Source organism: Mesorhizobium sp. M1399 (assembly GCF_040317735.1).
Classification (GTDB): Bacteria; Pseudomonadota; Alphaproteobacteria; order Rhizobiales; family Rhizobiaceae; genus Mesorhizobium.
In genome coordinates this window covers 21,152-37,488 of record NZ_JAMYKZ010000009.1, presented here as the reverse complement: position 1 = coordinate 37,488, position 16,337 = coordinate 21,152, and the positions used below count along the sequence as shown (strand labels likewise).

Annotated in this window: 16 protein-coding genes and 1 pseudogene; 9 read left to right on the top strand and 8 right to left on the bottom strand. The window is 62.4% G+C overall.

Annotated features, from left to right (window positions below; genetic code table 11):
• Positions 1-168: 168 nt before the first annotated feature.
• Positions 169-1,974, bottom strand: coding sequence for an IlvD/Edd family dehydratase (locus NKH05_RS16985; RefSeq protein WP_023717892.1), 1,806 nt, complete (start codon positions 1,972-1,974; stop codon positions 169-171).
• Between the two features lie 235 nt (positions 1,975-2,209).
• Positions 2,210-3,382, bottom strand: a complete 1,173-nt coding sequence (locus tag NKH05_RS16980) for an Mrp/NBP35 family ATP-binding protein (protein ID WP_245278539.1) — start codon at positions 3,380-3,382, stop codon at positions 2,210-2,212.
• Positions 3,383-3,577: 195 nt separating this feature from the next.
• Between NKH05_RS16980 and NKH05_RS16975 the strand changes: the two genes are divergently transcribed.
• Positions 3,578-3,955 carry a VOC family protein gene (locus tag NKH05_RS16975; protein ID WP_023717894.1) on the top strand — a complete coding sequence of 126 codons (378 nt, stop codon included), beginning with the start codon at positions 3,578-3,580 and terminating at the stop codon, positions 3,953-3,955.
• Between the two features lie 31 nt (positions 3,956-3,986).
• Here NKH05_RS16975 and NKH05_RS16970 read toward each other — a convergent pair whose 3' ends face one another.
• The gene (locus tag NKH05_RS16970; RefSeq protein WP_023717895.1) at positions 3,987-4,991 is read right to left on the bottom strand and encodes an inorganic phosphate transporter; all 1,005 of its coding nucleotides are present in this window, start codon (positions 4,989-4,991) and stop codon (positions 3,987-3,989) included.
• Positions 4,991-5,632, bottom strand: a complete 642-nt coding sequence (locus tag NKH05_RS16965) for a DUF47 domain-containing protein (protein ID WP_023717896.1) — start codon at positions 5,630-5,632, stop codon at positions 4,991-4,993. The genes NKH05_RS16970 and NKH05_RS16965 overlap by 1 nt, the downstream gene beginning before the upstream one ends.
• Positions 5,633-5,826: 194 nt before the next feature.
• On the opposite strand from NKH05_RS16965, the gene NKH05_RS16960 reads away from it, so the two are divergent.
• From NKH05_RS16960 to NKH05_RS16935, 6 genes are all read left to right on the top strand, one after another.
• On the top strand, positions 5,827-6,726 hold the full coding sequence (locus NKH05_RS16960) for a LysR family transcriptional regulator (protein ID WP_352483301.1): 900 nt from the start codon (positions 5,827-5,829) through the stop codon (positions 6,724-6,726).
• A 133-nt stretch (positions 6,727-6,859) separates the two neighbouring features.
• Positions 6,860-7,339 carry a formate dehydrogenase subunit gamma gene (locus NKH05_RS16955; protein WP_353025785.1) on the top strand — a complete coding sequence of 160 codons (480 nt, stop codon included), beginning with the start codon at positions 6,860-6,862 and terminating at the stop codon, positions 7,337-7,339.
• Positions 7,336-8,892, top strand: coding sequence for a formate dehydrogenase beta subunit (locus NKH05_RS16950; RefSeq protein WP_352548823.1), 1,557 nt, complete (start codon positions 7,336-7,338; stop codon positions 8,890-8,892). Before NKH05_RS16955 ends, NKH05_RS16950 begins: the two co-directional genes overlap by 4 nt.
• Positions 8,893-8,904: 12 nt before the next feature.
• On the top strand, positions 8,905-11,817 hold the full coding sequence (gene fdhF / locus NKH05_RS16945; RefSeq protein ID WP_352483303.1) for a formate dehydrogenase subunit alpha: 2,913 nt from the start codon (positions 8,905-8,907) through the stop codon (positions 11,815-11,817).
• A gap of 183 nt (positions 11,818-12,000) precedes the next feature.
• Entirely contained in the window at positions 12,001-12,828 is an 828-nt protein-coding gene (gene fdhD, locus NKH05_RS16940; RefSeq protein ID WP_502907301.1) for a formate dehydrogenase accessory sulfurtransferase FdhD, read from the top strand.
• Positions 12,818-13,126: a formate dehydrogenase subunit delta gene (locus NKH05_RS16935; protein WP_352483304.1), complete on the top strand. Its 309-nt coding sequence runs from the start codon at positions 12,818-12,820 to the stop codon at positions 13,124-13,126. The genes fdhD and NKH05_RS16935 overlap by 11 nt, the downstream gene beginning before the upstream one ends.
• Before the next feature lie 26 nt (positions 13,127-13,152).
• On the opposite strand, the gene NKH05_RS16930 is transcribed toward NKH05_RS16935, so the two are convergent.
• Together NKH05_RS16930 and NKH05_RS16925 are read right to left on the bottom strand one after the other, a co-directional pair.
• The gene (locus NKH05_RS16930) at positions 13,153-13,413 is read right to left on the bottom strand and encodes a hypothetical protein (RefSeq protein WP_198030469.1); all 261 of its coding nucleotides are present in this window, start codon (positions 13,411-13,413) and stop codon (positions 13,153-13,155) included.
• Positions 13,414-13,485: 72 nt separating this feature from the next.
• Positions 13,486-13,986, bottom strand: coding sequence for an MmcB family DNA repair protein (locus tag NKH05_RS16925; RefSeq protein WP_352493730.1), 501 nt, complete (start codon positions 13,984-13,986; stop codon positions 13,486-13,488).
• 9 nt (positions 13,987-13,995) lie between these two features.
• Here NKH05_RS16925 and NKH05_RS16920 point away from each other — a divergent pair, with 9 nt between their 5' ends.
• Together NKH05_RS16920 and NKH05_RS16915 are read left to right on the top strand one after the other, a co-directional pair.
• Complete coding sequence (locus tag NKH05_RS16920; protein WP_353025784.1) at positions 13,996-14,304, top strand: hypothetical protein; 309 nt, start codon at positions 13,996-13,998, stop codon at positions 14,302-14,304.
• Between the two features lie 118 nt (positions 14,305-14,422).
• Positions 14,423-15,153, top strand: a pseudogene (locus tag NKH05_RS16915) (Rha family transcriptional regulator).
• Between the two features lies 1 nt (position 15,154).
• Here the strand turns inward: NKH05_RS16915 and NKH05_RS16910 are convergent.
• Both NKH05_RS16910 and NKH05_RS16905 read right to left on the bottom strand, forming a co-directional pair.
• Entirely contained in the window at positions 15,155-15,361 is a 207-nt protein-coding gene (locus NKH05_RS16910) for a hypothetical protein (RefSeq protein ID WP_353025782.1), read from the bottom strand.
• Positions 15,324-16,139, bottom strand: coding sequence for a hypothetical protein (locus NKH05_RS16905; protein ID WP_353025781.1), 816 nt, complete (start codon positions 16,137-16,139; stop codon positions 15,324-15,326). The genes NKH05_RS16910 and NKH05_RS16905 overlap by 38 nt, the downstream gene beginning before the upstream one ends.
• Positions 16,140-16,337 lie beyond the last annotated feature (198 nt).

Genomic DNA, 16,337 nt, shown 5'->3' with positions numbered 1-16,337 from the left:
GTCACGCCCGCTTGTCAAGCATTCCCGTTCTCGCGGGAGCAATCGCTTTTGACAAATGACCGCGTCCAACTCTGTGGCGGGCATTTCTCCCCGTTAGCGGGCTGTTAACGGGGAGAAATGAGGTGACCGTTACGCTGGCGACCTGACGGCTCGTGCGACGGACCCTGGTCAGTGATTGTCCCTCGGCACGCCGCTTGTATGAGCCACATCCTGGTACTTCACCGCCGGCTTCAGCACCATGCCTTCGGAAAACTGGTCGACCATGCCGCGCTGGATTTCCTGCCACGGCGTCTGGTGCTTCGGATAGTGATAGCCGCCATTGTTCTGCAGCTCGGCGCGGCGCCGCGTGATCTCGTCGTCGCTGACGAGGATGTCGGCGGTACCCTTGCGCAGGTCGATGCGGACGCGATCGCCGGTCTTCAGCAGCGCCAGGCCGCCGCCGATGGCGGCTTCCGGCGAGGCGTTGAGGATCGACGGCGAGCCCGACGTGCCTGACTGACGACCGTCGCCGATACAGGCCAGCGCGTGGATGCCCTTTTTGATCAGATAGGCAGGCGGCTGCATGTTGACGACTTCGGCGCCGCCGGGATAGCCGATCGGGCCGGCGCCGCGCATGAACAGGATGGTGTGCTCGTCGATGCCCTGTGCCGGGTCGTCGATGCGGGCGTGATAATCCTCGGGGCCGTCGAAGACCATGGCGTTGCCCTCGAACGCTTCTGGGTCCTTCGGGTTCGACAGATAGCGTTCGCGGAATTCGGGCGAGATGCCACTGGTCTTCATGATCGCCGAATCGAACAGATTGCCCTTGAGGTTGATGAAGCCGGCATTGGCTTTCAGCGGCTCGGCAATCGTGCGGATGACGTCGAGGTTCTCGTTGACGGCGCCGCTGCAATTGTCGCCGATGGTCTTGCCGTTAGCGGTCATGGCTTCCGGATAGGGCAGCATGCCGCCCTTCATCAGTTCGGCGATCACAGCCGGCACGCCGCCGGCATGGTGATAGTCCTCGCCGAGATATTCGCCGGTCGGCTGCAGATTGACGATGAGCGGAATGTTGAGGCCAACCTTCTGCCAATCGTTGTTGTCGAGCGGCACGCCGAGGTGGCGGGCGATGGCGTTGAGGTGGATCGGCGCATTGGTCGAGCCGCCGATCGCCGAGTTGACGACGATGGCGTTCTCGAAGGCCTTGCGGGTCATGATGTCGGAGGGCTTCAGATCCTCATGCACCATGTCGACGATGCGCTTTCCAGTCTCATAGGCGATCTGGCCGCGTTCGCGATAGGGGGCGGGGATTGCGGCCGAGCCCGGCAATTGCATGCCGAGCGCCTCGGCCAACGAATTCATCGTGGTAGCGGTGCCCATCGTGTTGCAATAGCCGGTCGACGGCGCCGAGGAGGCGACGATGTCCATGAACTCGTCATAGCCGATCTCGCCGGCCGACAGGCGCTGGCGCGATTCCCAGACGATGGTGCCGGAGCCGGTGCGCTTGCCCTTGTGCCAGCCGTTGAGCATCGGGCCGACCGAAAGCGCGATAGCCGGAATGTTGACGGTAGCCGCGGCCATCAGCATGGCCGGCGTCGTCTTGTCGCAGCCGATGGTGAGCACCACGCCGTCGAGCGGATAGCCGTAGAGCACCTCGACCAGGCTGAGATAGGCAAGGTTGCGGTCGAGCGCAGCTGTCGGCCGCTTGCCGGTTTCCTGGATCGGGTGGCAAGGAAACTCGAAAGGAATGCCGCCCATCGAGACGATGCCCTCGCGCACGCGCTTGGCCAGTTCGATGTGATGGCGGTTGCAGGGCGACAGGTCCGAGCCGGTCTGGGCGATGCCGATCAGCGGCTTGCCGGACATCAGTTCGGCCCGCGTCAGCCCGTAATTCAGGTAGCGCTCCAGATAAAGTGCTGTCATGCCCGGATTGTCGGGATTGTCGAACCACTCTTGCGAGCGAAATTTTTTCTTGCTGGTGGGGGCGCCTGCCATCGTGGTCTCCGTATTTGTATGACAAATCGATATGACAACGCGCGGGAGCAGGCAAGGGCACGCGCCATCCGAATCCGCACTTTGGTGCGATAGACACACATCTGCCTCCGCGCCAGAGGGGATCGTGGTTTGTCAGCCCGCTATCCCGGAAAAGTTCGAGCATGTCGTCGCGGACCCCACCCGACCCTTGCGGCCACCTCCCCTCAAGGGGCCGACTTGGGGAGGGACATCCGCATCACTCGAACACGATGCTCGGCACTGCAGCCTCGGCCGCGCCGCGCTCTTCATTGACGCGGTGCCAGACCTTGGCGGCGATGTCGCGATAGATTTTCGCCTCGGCGCTATCGGGCTTCGAGACCACCACCGGCGTGCCGGCATCGGAGCTTTCGCGGATGCCCATCTCGAGCGGCACTTCGCCAAGGAAGGTGACGCCGAGGCGCTCGGCCTCACGGCGGGCGCCGCCATGGCCGAAGATGTCGTAGCGTTTCCCCGTATCGGGGGCGAGAAAATAGCTCATGTTTTCGACGATGCCCAACAGCGGCACGTCGACCTTTCTGAACATGTTGAGGCCTTTGCGCGCATCGATCAGGGCCAGGTCCTGTGGCGTCGAGACGATGACGGCGCCGGCCAGCGGCACCTGTTGGGCCATGGTCAGCTGGGCGTCGCCGGTGCCGGGCGGCATGTCGACGACGAGCACGTCGAGCGGTCCCCATTCGACTTCGCGCAGCATTTGCGTCAATGCCGACATCACCATCGGCCCGCGCCAGATCATCGGCGTCTCCTCATCGACGAGGAAGCCCATCGACATGACCTTGAGGCCATAGTTCTGCATTGGCTTCAGGATCTTGCCGTCGACGGTCTGCGGCCGGCCATGAATGTTGAGCAGGCGTGGCATGGACGGGCCATAAATATCGGCATCGAGCACGCCGACCCGCAACCCGTTGGCGGCAAGGCCAAGGGCGATATTGACGGCGGTGGTCGACTTGCCGACGCCGCCCTTGCCGGAAGCAACAGCGATGATGGCGTCGATGCCTGGTACGCCGCGCTTGCCCTGGCTGTGCGAGGCGGGCGCCTGCGGCGCTGGACGAGCAGGTGCGGCCGGCGGAGCGGGCCTCTGAGCCGGTCTTTGCGGAACCGGCGCCTCCATGCCGCCGCCCTTCTTTTCCGCCGTCAGCGCGACCACGGCGCCGGCGACACCGGGGATCGCCTTGACGACACGCTCGGCGGCCGCACGCAGCGGCTCCATCTCCTGGGCACGCGCAGCGGGAACGGTGATCGAGAAGAACACCTTGGCATCGGCAATGAAAATCTCGGAAACCATGCCGAGGTCGACGATATTGCCGGTGAAATCCGGCCCGTTGACCGTCTTCAGGCGTTCGATGACGATTTCCTTGGTGACGGACATCAGATCTTCCTTATGCAAGCTCGCGCCTGAGATAGTGCAGTTTCCGGAGAGAACCAAGTCGTGGAGCAACAGCCGGCCTGGTGTGCCCCGGAAAACGGACCGACGCTGTCAGATTTGCCTGATCGACGGTCGCCAACCATCCGCTACGACCTATCTGAAGGAGCAGCATGAGCACGACATCAAGGGAAGGAGACGATCATGCTCGCAAACAGCAACGCAACGGCCAATCTCGCAGTGAAGGACCTGGCCAAGGCCAGGGCTTTCTACGAAGGGACGCTCGGCCTGAAAGAGGTGCACAATGGAGGTGGCGAACTGATCGTCTATAAAAGCGGCGATACCAGCATCAACGTGTACCGTTCGAATTTCGCTGGGACCAACAAGGCGACGGCTGTGACCTGGACGGTCGGCGACGAGCTCGGCAAAATCGTTGAGGCGTTGAAATCGAAGGGCGTGGCCTTCGAGCATTACGACATGCCCGGCCTGACACTGGAGGGTGACGTTCATGTCGGTCAGGGCATGAAGGTCGCATGGTTTAAGGATCCGGACGGCAACATCCTGAACCTTGTGGACAGGTAGATACGGCGTTCACGCACCGCCGCGCAGTCTGTCACCTTGCCAGGCCGACCGCGAGGTAGGTGAGAGCCGCAATCGCCGCGGTTGCTGGCAGGGTGATAATCCAGGCAACCACGATGTTGCCGGCAATGCCCCAGCGAACGGCTGAGACGCGGCGGGCGGCGCCGACGCCAATGATGGCGCCGGTGATCGTGTGCGTGGTCGATACCGGAATACCGAGCCAGGTGGCGGCGAACAGGGTGATCGCACCGCCGGTCTCGGCGCAGAAACCCTGCATCGGGTTCAGCCGGGTGATCTTCGATCCCATTGTGTGGACGATGCGCCAGCCGCCGAGCAACGTGCCCAGCGCCAGCGCCGACTGACAGGTGATGACGACCCACAGCGGCACGTAAAAATTCGCGCCGAGCATGCCTTGCGAATAGAGCAGCACGGCGATGATGCCCATGGTCTTCTGCGCGTCGTTGCCGCCATGGCCGAGCGAATAGAGCGAGGCGGAAAAGAACTGCATGACGCGGAAGGTGCTGTCGACGGCGAACGGCGTCTGCCGCAGGAACAGCCAGGAGACCGCGAGGATCAAGACGAGCGCCAGCAGAAAGCCTGCCGCCGGCGATAGCACGATGGCCGCCGTCGTCTTGCCCAATCCGGCCCAGACGATGGCGCCGGTGCCGGCCTTGGCAACGCCGGCGCCGACCAAGCCGCCGATCAGCGCGTGCGAGCTGCTGGACGGAATGCCGACGAGCCAGGTGACGATATTCCAGACGATGGCGCCGACAAGTGCTGCGAAGATCACTGCTGGCGTGACGATGCTGGCGTCGATGATGCCGGTTCCCAGCGTCTCCGCCACGTGGAGACCGAAGAACATGAAGGCGATGAAATTGAAGAAAGCCGCCCAGAACACCGCATAATGCGGCCTCAGCACGCGGGTGGAGACGATTGTCGCGATGGAGTTGGCGGCATCGTGCAGGCCGTTGAGGAAATCGAAGAACAGTGCGACGGCGACAAGGCCGACCAGCACCGGAAAGGCTATCGCGGCTTCCACTATACGTTCTCGATGACGATGCCGCTGATTTCGTTGGCGACGTCCTCGAAGCGGTCGACCACCTTTTCCAGCTGGCCGTAGATCTCGCTGCCGATCAGATAGGCCATCGGATCGCTGCGGCCGTGCCGCTTGAACAGGTCCTTCAGGCCCTGTTCGTGCAGGTCGTCGGCCCGGCCTTCGGCGCGCATGACCTCCTCGGCGATGGCGTTGAGGCGCACCGTATGCGCCCCGACCTTGCCGAGCAGTGGGATCGCCTCGGCCACCAACTTGGCGGCCTCGACGATGACGGCCCCCATTTCCTGCATCAGCGGGTCGAATTCCTTCTTTTCGAACAACCTTACCGTCTTGACGGTCTTGTGCATCATGTCGATGGCATCATCCATCGACTGGATCAGGTCCTTGATGTCGCCGCGATCGAAGGGCGTGATGAAGGAGCGGCGCACGGCCAGCAGAACTTCCGCGGTGATCTGATCGGCTTCGTCCTCGAGATCGATGATCGTCTGACACCAGCGGTCGATGTCGTTGCCCTGCAAAAGCTGCTGCAGTGCCTCAGCGCCGCCGACCACAGTGCGGGAATGCCGCTCGAACAGGTCGAAGAAGCGATCTTCGCGCGGCAAAAGCTTGCGGAACCAGCCCAGCATGTTTCGGTCTCCCGTCGTGTCCAGTCCACGACCCCGTCCCATCCACATAGCGCCGCGTTCCATCGCGGGAAACAGTAAGCCGGCTGAAAGATGTGGATGCGGGCGATTTGCACAGGCGGCTTGCGGCCGAAGGCGATTTCCCCGACCTTGCGCGCTAAGATCGGACATAGCGTCCGTGACAGGCTCCCGACGGCATGATCGACAAGCTGGAATTCTTCATAGCACTCGCCAGGGAAGAACATTTCGGCCGCGCGGCGGAGGTGTGCGGCGTCACCCAACCGACGCTTTCGGCCGGCATCAAGCAGCTGGAGGGCCAGCTCGGCGTGATGCTGGTGCTGCGCGGCTCGCGCTTCCAGGGGCTGACGCCGGAAGGCAAGCAGGTGCTGGTGTGGGCGCGCCGCATCGTCGGCGACAGCAGGACCATGCGCGAGGAGATGCGGGCGGCACGCCACGGCCTGTCAGGACGCATCCGCATCGCCGCGATCCCTACGGCGCTGGCCATGGTGGCGCGATTGACCACGCCGTTTCGGGCAAAGCACCCCGGCGTCACCTTCTCGGTGCTGTCGCGGACCTCGATCGAGGTGCTGTCGCTGCTCGGCAATTTCGACATCGATGCCGGCATCACCTATCTCGACAACGAGCCGCTCGGACGCGTCACCAGCGTGCCGCTCTACGACGAACGCTACCAGCTGATCACCGCTGTCGGGAACCCACATTTCGACCGCGACAAAGTGACATGGGCGGAACTCTCCCAGCTGCCGCTCTGCCTGCTGACGCCGGACATGCAGAACCGCCGCATCATCGACCAGCATCTGGCCGAAGCCGGCGTGCAGGTGCGGCCGACACTGGAATCCAACTCGATGATCGTGCTGTTTTCACATATCCGCACCGGCAAATGGTCGTCGATCATGCCGCTTAACCTTGCGGAAACGTTTGGCTTTTCCGAGCCGATCCGGGCTATCCCGATCGTCGAGCCGGATGCCAGCCACACCGTCGGGCTGGTGGCGGCGCCGCGCGAACCGCACACGCCGCTGGTCTCGGCGCTGTTGGACGAGGCAATGGCGCTGGCGGACGATTTCCGCGCCCGCCGCTAGGCTAGATAACGCTGGTGATCGAGATCGATAGAAAATTTCTATCGAGCAACGGATCGGCTTTATTGATTTAGCGGGTTTCCTCTGATTTCCTAAGCACTTAGCGGAAGACCGCCACGACCAGGGAGGGCGCTGCATGACGATGCAGCCTGCAAGTACCGAGATCGCATCGCGCACGGCGGCGATCATCCACGAGCTGAAAGGCCTCGAAGGCCCGCTGTTGCCGATCCTGCACGGCATACAGGAAGAGTTCGGCTATGTGCCGCAGGACGCGCTGCCGGTGATTGCCGAGGCGCTGAACATCGCCAGGGCCGAGGTGCATGGCGTCGTCACCTTCTATCACGATTATCGCAGCCAGCCCGCCGGCCGCCATGTGCTGAAGCTCTGCCAGGCGGAAGCCTGCCAGTCGATGGGCTCGGATGCGATTGCCGCCAAGCTCAAATCAATGCTGGGCATCGGTTTCCACGAGACAACCCGCGACGGTTCGGTGACGCTGGAGCCGGTCTATTGCCTTGGCCTTTGCGCCTGCTCGCCATCGGCGATGCTGGACGGCGAGGTGTTCGGGCGGCTCGACGACGAAAAGCTCAATGAGATCGTTGCCGAGGTGCGCTCATGATCCCGCGCATCTATATTCCCGGCGATTCCGGCGCGCTGGCGCTGGGTGCGGAAAAGGTCGCCAAGGCGGTTCGGGCGGAGTTGGCCGAGCGCGGCATCGAGGCCAAGATCGTGCGCAACGGCTCGCGCGGCGCCTATTTCCTCGAGCCGATGGTCGAAGTGGCGACGGCCAATGGCCGCGTCGCCTATGGGCCGGTCAAGCCATCCGACGTCAAAAGCCTGTTCGACTGCGGCTTCCTCACCGGCGGCCATCACAAGCGCTGGCTGGGCGCACCGGACAAGATCCCGTTCCTGGCCAAACAGACGCGGCTGACCTTTGCACGTTGCGGCGTCACCGATCCGCTGTCGCTCGATCACTACAAGGCGCATGGCGGGCTGAACGGCCTGCAGAATGCGGTGGCGATGACACCGGCCGACATCGTCAAGCAGGTGACCGAGTCCGGGCTGCGCGGTCGTGGCGGCGCCGGCTTCCCGACCGGCATCAAATGGAAGACGGTCCTCGATACGTCGGCCGACCGCAAATACATCGTCTGCAATGCCGATGAAGGCGATTCCGGTACGTTCGCCGACCGCATGATCATGGAAGGCGACCCGTTCGTGCTGATCGAAGGCATGACGATCGCCGGCATCGCCACGGGCGCGACCAAGGGCTTCATCTATATTCGCTCCGAATATCCGCATGCGGTGGCGGTGATGCAGAAGGCCGTCGAGATCGCCCTCAGGGCCGGCGTGCTCGGCGTCAATGTGCTCGGCTCGCCCAATTCGTTCGACATGGAAGTCCGCGTCGGCGCCGGCGCCTATGTCTGCGGCGAAGAGACCGCCCTGCTCGACAGCCTCGAAGGCAAGCGCGGACAGGTGCGGGCCAAGCCGCCGCTGCCGGCGCATAAGGGCCTGTTCGGCAAGCCGACGGTGATCAACAACGTCATTTCGCTGGCCTCGGTACCGGTGATCATGGACAAGGGTGCCGCCTTCTACAAGGATTTCGGCATGGGCCGTTCGCGCGGCACCATCCCGATCCAGATCGCCGGCAACGTCAAATATGCTGGTCTCTACGAGGCGGCGTTCGGCATGACTCTGGGCGAGATCGTCGACGATATCGGTGGCGGCACGGCAACGGGTCGCCCAGTCAAAGCGGTGCAGGTCGGTGGCCCACTCGGCGCCTATTTCCCGCGCGCCCTGTTCGACACGCCGTTCGACTACGAGGCGTTCGCGGCCAAGGACGGGCTGATCGGCCACGCCGGCATCGTCGTTTTCGACGACAGCGCCGACATGCTGAAGCAGGCGCGCTTCGCCATGGAATTCTGCGCCATCGAGAGCTGCGGCAAGTGCACGCCCTGCCGCATCGGCTCGACGCGCGGCGTCGAGGTGCTGGACCGGCTCGCTGAGAACATCGAACCGGAAAAGCAGATCGCGCTGGTCACCGACCTTTGCAACACGATGAAGTTCGGCTCGCTTTGCGCTCTCGGCGGCTTCACCCCATATCCAGTGATGAGTGCACTCAACCATTTCCCGGACGACTTTCGGCCGACGCCGGTCGCCGAAGCAGCGGAATAGGAGCGGACAGGCATGAACGCGGCATTCGACATCAAATCGCTGGTCCAGGAAATCGACTACGGCACACCCGCCTCCGAAGCGGAACAGCAGGTGACGCTGACCGTCGATGGCAAGCCGGTGACGGTGCCGGCGGGTACCTCGATCATGCGCGCTTCGATGGAAGCGGGCGTTGAAATCCCGAAACTCTGCGCCACCGACATGCTGGACTCGTTCGGCTCCTGCCGGGTCTGCCTCGTCGAGATCGACGGGCGCGGCGGCACGCCGGCCTCGTGCACGACGCCGGTTGGCGAAGGCATGGTCGTGCATACCCAGAGCGACCGGCTGAACGCCATTCGTCGCGGCGTGATGGAGCTCTATGTCTCTGACCATCCGGCTGCGTGGGGCGAGACGGCCGGCACCGGCGCCAGCGAGTTCGACAAGGTCGTCAGGACGGTCGGCCTGACCGAGAACCGCTATGGCGTGGACGGCCGCAACCACGTCGAGCAAGAAAACGGCGTGGCGCCCGGCCATGGCTCGCTGACCATCGACTACATCGCCCGCGATGAATCGAACCCCTATTTCACCTATGATCCGGCGCAATGCATCGTCTGCTCGCGCTGCGTGCGCGCCTGCGAAGAGGTGCAAGGCACGTTCGCGCTGACCATCGAGGGCCGCGGCTTCGAATCCAGGGTCTCGGCCGGCATGCACGAGGCGTTCGTCGATTCCGAATGCGTGTCGTGCGGGGCCTGCGTGCAGGCCTGCCCGACCGATGCGCTGAGGGAGAAAACCGTGCTGGCGAAAGGCCTGCCCGAGCGCTCGACCGTCACCACCTGCGCCTATTGCGGCGTCGGCTGCTCATTCAAGGCCGAGGTCAAGGGCGACGAGGTCATTCGCATGATGCCCTACAAGGCAGGCAAGGCCAACCACGGCCACTCCTGCGTCAAGGGCCGCTTCGCCTATGGCTATGCGACACACAAGGACCGTATCCTGAAGCCGATGATCCGCGAGCGGGTCAGCGATCCGTGGCGCGAAGTGTCGTGGGAAGAGGCGCTCACCCATACGGCGAATGAATTCCGCCGCATCCAGTACCAGTACGGCCGCACGTCGATCGGCGGCATCACCTCGTCGCGCTGCACCAACGAGGAGACCTACCTCGTCCAGAAGCTGGTCCGGCAGGGCTTCCGCAACAACAATGTCGATACCTGCGCCCGCGTCTGCCATTCGCCGACCGGCTATGGCCTGGGCCAGACCTTCGGTACCTCCGCCGGCACGCAGGATTTCGATTCGATCGAGCAGACGGACGTCATCCTGCTGATCGGCGCCAATCCGACCGATGCGCATCCGGTGTTCGCCTCGCGTATGAAAAAGCGCATGCGCCAGGGCGCCAAGCTGATCGTGCTCGATCCGCGCCGCACCGATATCGTGCGCTCGGCCCATGTCGAAGCGCAGTTCCATCTGCCGCTGAAGCCGGGCACCAACGTCGCCATGCTGACCGCACTTGCCCATGTCATCGTCACCGAAGGCCTGTTCGACGAGGCGTTCATCCGCGAGCGCTGCGACTGGGACGAGTTCCAGGACTGGGCATCGTTCGTGGCACTGCCGGAAAACAGCCCGGAGGTCGTCGGTCAGCTCGCCAATGTCGATCCCGACGACATACGCGGCGCGGCGCGGCTCTATGCGCGCGGCGGCAACGGCGCGATCTATTACGGCCTCGGCGTGACCGAGCACAGCCAGGGCTCGACCACCGTCATCGCCATTGCCAACCTCGCCATGGCGACCGGCAATATCGGCCGGCCGGGCGTCGGCGTGAATCCGCTGCGCGGCCAGAACAATGTGCAGGGCTCCTGCGACATGGGTTCGTTCCCGCACGAACTTCCCGGCTACCGCCACATTTCGGGCGACGCGGTGCGCGCCATCTATGAGAGCCTGTGGGGCGTCAAGCTCGACGACGAGCCCGGCCTGCGCATCCCCAATATGCTGGACGCGGCCGTCGACGGCTCGTTCAAGGGGCTCTATGTACAGGGCGAGGACATCCTGCAGTCGGACCCCGACACCAAGCATGTCGCCGCGGGTCTCGCCGCGATGGAATGTGTCGTCGTGCACGACCTCTTCCTCAACGAGACGGCCAACTACGCGCATGTGTTCCTGCCCGGCTCGACCTTCCTCGAGAAGGACGGCACCTTCACCAATGCCGAGCGCCGCATCAACATGGTGCGCAAGGTGATGGAGCCGAAATGCGGCTATGCCGACTGGGAGACGACGCAGGAGCTCGCCAAGGCGCTCGGCCTCGGCTGGAACTACACGCATCCCTCCGAGATCATGGACGAGATCGCCAAGACGACGCCGAGCTTCTCCGGCGTTTCCTTCGACCTTCTCGACCGGGTGGGCTCGGTGCAGTGGCCCTGCAACGAGAAGTCGCCGGAAGGCACGCCGATCATGCATATTGGCGGCTTCGTGCGCGGCAAGGGCAAGTTCATCCGCACCGAATATGTCGCGACCGACGAGAGGACCGGGCCGCGCTTCCCGCTGCTGCTGACCACCGGCCGCATCCTGTCGCAGTATAATGTCGGCGCGCAGACTAGGCGCACCGACAACGTCGTGTGGCACAGCGAGGATCGGCTGGAGATCCATCCGCATGATGCCGAAAATCGCGGCCTGCGCGATGGCGACTGGGTGCGGCTGACCAGCCGCTCCGGCGAGACGACGCTGCGCGCGCTGATCACCGACCGGGTGTCGCCGGGCGTCGTCTATACGACGTTCCACCACCCCGACACCCAGGCCAACGTTATCACCACCGACTTCTCCGACTGGGCGACCAACTGCCCGGAATACAAGGTGACCGCGGTGCAGGTCGGCGCGTCCAACGGCCCGTCGGAATGGCAGCGCGACTATGACGAGCAGGCAAAGCAAAGCCGCCGCATCGCCTCGCTGCAAGCAGCGGAGTAGCGTTTTGGCGTCGTGCCGGAGCACCCCCCTCTGGCCTACCGGCCATCTCCCCCTCAAGGGGGGAGATTGGATGTCATCTCGGCTTTCGCCAATCACCAGCGTCGAAGGGTGCCTTACGTCTGAACTGCCAATCTCCCCCCTTGAGGGGGAGATGGCCGGTAGGCCAGAGGGGGGTGCCGCGTGATGCCCAAACGTCGTGCTGTCACCCAGATCAGCCGCCTCGCGCGCCGCGCCGGCGGCACCGCGGCCGCCAACCGCATGGTGCCGGAAGAGACGCCGGTAGCATTCTCCTTTGCCGGCACCACGCATGCGGTGATGATGGCAAGCCCGGCCGATTTCGAGGATTTCGCGCTCGGCTTCTCGCTGACCGAAGGCATCATTGCCTCGCCAGACGAAATCGAAGCCATCGAGGTCGAGGATCACGGCGCCGGCATCGATATCCAGATCCGGCTGAAGGACCAGGCCAACACCCGTTTCGAGGCGCGTCGCAGACGGCTCGCCGGCCCGGTCGGCTGCGGGCTGTGCGGCATCGAATCGATCGAGGAAGCGATGCGCTCGGTCGATCCGGTCGGTGCGTCGAAACTTACACTTCAGGCCGATGACATCGTCCGCTCGGTCAAGCTTTTGTCGAAGCTGCAGCCGCTGCACGCCGAGACCGGCGCGGTCCACGCCGCCGGTTTTTACCTCCCCGGCAAGGGCATCGTCATGGCGCGCGAGGATGTCGGCCGTCACAATGCGCTGGACAAGCTGGCCGGCGCGCTGGCCAAAGCCGGTATCGACGGCAGGTCGGGGGCCGTCGTCGTGACGTCGCGCGTTTCGGTCGAGATGGTGCAGAAGACCGCGGCGATCGGTGCTGCCTTCATCATCGCCGTCTCGGCGCCGACGGCACTTGCCATCCGCACCGCAGACGACGCCGGCATGACGCTGGTGGCGCTGGTGCGCGGCGATGATTTCGATATTTTCACCCATCCTGACCGCGTGGTTTCCGGAGTTGCCAAGCATGTCGCATGACGAAGGCCACCTCATGAGCACCAGCGAAAAGCTGGTTCGCATGGCCAACCAGATCGCTGCCTTTTTCCACTCCAAGCCGCGCGAGCAAGGCATTGCCGGCGTCGCCGAGCACATCAACAAGTTCTGGGAGCCGAGGATGCGCCGGCAATTGTTCGAGATGCTCGACAGCGGCGGCGAAGGCTTCAACGAGCTTGTCGTCGCGGCCGCCCCACACATCAAGCGGCCGGGCGCGCCGGAGGGCGCAGGTTTTAGCGTCGGCGGAGCGAGCACCGAGACTACGGCTGCGTCACAGAAGTAGGCGCCGCGGGCCTACATTCACACCCTCTAAGGTTTCATCTGCCGCAAGTCTCGCGGCTCTGCTATGATCCGGCGATAAGAAATCGTCGGGTCGGGCGGACAAACCTCGTGAGGCCGATCGAAACTCGCTACGCGCTCAGCGGCGACGTGCGGATCGCCTATCAGGTGGTCGGCCAGGGATCGCTCGATCTCGTCTTCGTGCCGGGTTTCATTTCCAATCTCGACCTGCACTGGGAAGACGAAGGCTACAGCCGGCTGTTGGCGTTCCTTGCGGAACACCGCAGTCATACATCGTCTCTTATGCAAGGTGGCGGCAGCCGGGGCAGCGCAAGCCTCCATGACTACGGAGAGGGAAACCCCCTACTCGCTCTCACCCTCCAGCGCCGGCACCGACACCCCGGCAAGCTCCGCCGCCAGCAACCGCGCGGCACCGGCGCGCGCGATCCTCAGCATCAGCGCCTTGCGCGTCGCCGCCGCCATCCGGTGCTCGGGCGCATCGCGCAGGACCTCGGCACCATAGCCGTCGGAGAGAATGAAGCCGCACTCTTCCGGAAAGATCTCCGCGGGCACGCCGGGATGGGTGGCGAAGAAGAAGCGGTCGGAATGCAGCCGGTAGTCCGGCCATTTGCGGTCGACCCTGAAATCCTCGATCGAGGATTTGATCTCGATGATCCAGATATCGCCCTGGCGGGTCAGCGCTACGAGATCGGCGCGGCGCCCGGTGGCCAGCGACAGTTCGGGCAAGACATGCGCGCCCATCTGCTTGAGCAGCCGCTGCACGCCACGCCTGACCAGCATGGCACGCTCCGACTGGCGACCGTCGAGAAGGGGGTTGAGGGGTAGAGGTGAGATGATAGGCATGGCCGCACCATGTCAGATTTTGTTCACGGTTTGAACCCGGTTTTTTGGGGCGATTGTATGGTTGACAAACCCAATCTGTTCCTAATGACTGCTGACCAACGCTCTGCTACAGATCCATCCATGATGCCCGTGCCATTTAGCAGTTTCGTTGGAAGCATGATCCTCTGCTTTGTTGGGATTCTGGCCTACCACTGGTTTGGTCCAATCTCGCTGTTTGTTGTCGGCGGCATCGGTTTTCCAGCGTTGCTGGCCTTGACCTTTTACTGGGGCGATTTGAAAGCTCGGAAGGTCTTTAACCCGACAGACAAGGACCTCTAGCCGTTCACCTTGTCGCGCTACCCAGCCGTAGGGGAATGGCGGGGATAATCTCCGGTTAATTTAGGGCTGGCTTAGCGGACGTGCTAGATTCCCCCTTTGGGCGCAATGGGGTAGAAATATGGATGATTCGGGTTCCGACGAACAGCAACTGACGATGTTCGATGCGATGAAGCTCCTCGACTTCACCGACGATAGGCTCTTTGTAAATTCCATCGACGTGGCAGAACGCTTCGAAAAGCAGCACAACAATGTGCTTCGCTCAATCGAAGCCCTTGAATGCTCGCCGGAATTTAGAGCGCTCAATTTTGAGCGCTCCTCGTATTCGACTACTCAGAACAAAAGCTCGCCACACTCTACAAAATGACGAGGGACGGCTTCTCGCTCCTTGTGATGGCCTTTACCGGCCCCAAGGCGATGTTCTGGAAAGAACGGTACATACAAGCCTTCAATATGATGGAGGCCGAACTCCTACGCCGCAGCATTGAACATGCTGAAACGCGAGGGCGGAACAAAACGATCAGGGTTACGGCGACAGATTCCTACAAGGAGCATGGCGCGACAGAATGGTTCCACTACACGAACAACACCGACATGATCTATCAAGTGATGTTTGGTGGGACCGCCGCACAGTTGCGCGCGAAATGGAACCTGCCGCCTAAGTGCAATGTCCGTGACCATCTAAGCACCGAACAGCTAAACATGATTATCCAGATTGAGGGAGCTATTACGCTACAGCTCGAATCGAGAAAAGTAGCCAACCCGGATGATCAAGTCGTCGTCGTCAGGCACGTTGCGTCTAGCTACAAAACTCTTATCGACGCTCCGATACCGGCTCTAGCGAAGCGGTAATTCACTCAGTCGCCTTCTTCTCTCGCTGGCGGCGCAGAAACTCTTTTATCTGTTCCTGGGTCAGCTTTGGCGCGTGGGCAATCTTGTTCACCACAGCTTCAAAGGCGGCGTCGGACTGATCTGTTTTCAGTTCACGCGCCGCGTCACGGAATTTATCGATTTGCGGTTGGCTACCCGAAGACGCCTTTGTCTTTTTCGCTTCCTTCATCGTCCTCATCATCCATCGAGAGCATCTGTTCGAACATAGCGATTTGACGCCGAAGTTTCCGTAAACCTTTCAAATCCACGTCCGCATTGATGATAACACGGCCACCAACGATGCGAGCGTCAATCGCCACGCCGCTTTCCGGGGATGGGGGAACAACATTTGCAAACGCCCGTGGAATTTCCATCGTAGGTAGTGCTGCCGGATGCATGATCTTACCTCGCTCTGGTTCCGGCGAAGCCTTGGTATCTGGCTCCGCTTGGACGGGCGATTCTAAAGGGTCGTCCTGAATTACGCTAGGCTTCAACCCGGCAAACTGGATATTTTCTTTGAAGATTGTGAGAAGCGAGCGAGACGATTGATCGTTGAGGTTTCGCTCAACTTTCAAATGGCTCCGGGCGACCGTGTCAGCAGGGACCCCCTCGCTCCATCCGTCCTTAGTCCAAAGCGCCCGAAATAGCGGAGGGTTCAATGCAAAGTCGGCAATCATAGCCGCGCGAATCTCATCCCGCTCATCAAGAAAATATCGGCGCGCGGCGGTGGTAAGCTTGACCTTGCGGTCTGCATTGGCGCCCTCATCTTCCAAGAGGCCATAGTACTTGAGCGCGCCCGTGGTTTGAAACCCGCCGCTGCTCTTTGGGCTATATCCCCACAACTCGAAAGCAGTCGGCACGGGCATCGCCTTGCCACTGCGGTCGCCGTCAAAAAGCTGCTGCGCTTTTGCCAGCGCCTTTTCGAGACTGATGAAGGGGAATCGGGTCGAAGCGTCGTCAGCGGCCATGTCACACTCTCCTATTGTGCGCGACATATACGCCAGTTCATTTCAGTTATCAACACCAGTTCAGATAGCCAGTTCACTGCCCCTTGACCGAATCGAATCTTTCTGGCCTTATGCCCATCGTCGGGCAATGGCGCTCGGAGAAAGGATGCGACGGTGTTCATAAGAAGGGTTCCCCCAGCCTGTGACACGCTCACGGTC

Excerpts from the sequence above, each read along its gene's own strand:
- NKH05_RS16910 (WP_353025782.1), bottom strand. The coding sequence starts at position 15,361 with ATGAAGGAAGCGAAAAAGACAAAGGCGTCTTCGGGTAGCCAACCGCAA.
- fdhF (WP_352483303.1), top strand. The coding sequence starts at position 8,905 with ATGAACGCGGCATTCGACATCAAATCGCTGGTCCAGGAAATCGACTAC.
- NKH05_RS16935 (WP_352483304.1), top strand. The coding sequence starts at position 12,818 with ATGTCGCATGACGAAGGCCACCTCATGAGCACCAGCGAAAAGCTGGTT.
- NKH05_RS16905 (WP_353025781.1), bottom strand. The coding sequence starts at position 16,139 with ATGGCCGCTGACGACGCTTCGACCCGATTCCCCTTCATCAGTCTCGAA.
- NKH05_RS16920 (WP_353025784.1), top strand. The coding sequence starts at position 13,996 with ATGTCAGATTTTGTTCACGGTTTGAACCCGGTTTTTTGGGGCGATTGT.
- NKH05_RS16955 (WP_353025785.1), top strand. The coding sequence starts at position 6,860 with ATGACGATGCAGCCTGCAAGTACCGAGATCGCATCGCGCACGGCGGCG.
- NKH05_RS16965 (WP_023717896.1), bottom strand. The coding sequence starts at position 5,632 with ATGCTGGGCTGGTTCCGCAAGCTTTTGCCGCGCGAAGATCGCTTCTTC.
- fdhD (WP_502907301.1), top strand. The coding sequence starts at position 12,001 with ATGCCCAAACGTCGTGCTGTCACCCAGATCAGCCGCCTCGCGCGCCGC.
- NKH05_RS16925 (WP_352493730.1), bottom strand. The coding sequence starts at position 13,986 with ATGCCTATCATCTCACCTCTACCCCTCAACCCCCTTCTCGACGGTCGC.
- NKH05_RS16960 (WP_352483301.1), top strand. The coding sequence starts at position 5,827 with ATGATCGACAAGCTGGAATTCTTCATAGCACTCGCCAGGGAAGAACAT.
- NKH05_RS16985 (WP_023717892.1), bottom strand. The coding sequence starts at position 1,974 with ATGGCAGGCGCCCCCACCAGCAAGAAAAAATTTCGCTCGCAAGAGTGG.
- NKH05_RS16930 (WP_198030469.1), bottom strand. The coding sequence starts at position 13,413 with ATGACTGCGGTGTTCCGCAAGGAACGCCAACAGCCGGCTGTAGCCTTC.
- NKH05_RS16950 (WP_352548823.1), top strand. The coding sequence starts at position 7,336 with ATGATCCCGCGCATCTATATTCCCGGCGATTCCGGCGCGCTGGCGCTG.
- NKH05_RS16975 (WP_023717894.1), top strand. The coding sequence starts at position 3,578 with ATGCTCGCAAACAGCAACGCAACGGCCAATCTCGCAGTGAAGGACCTG.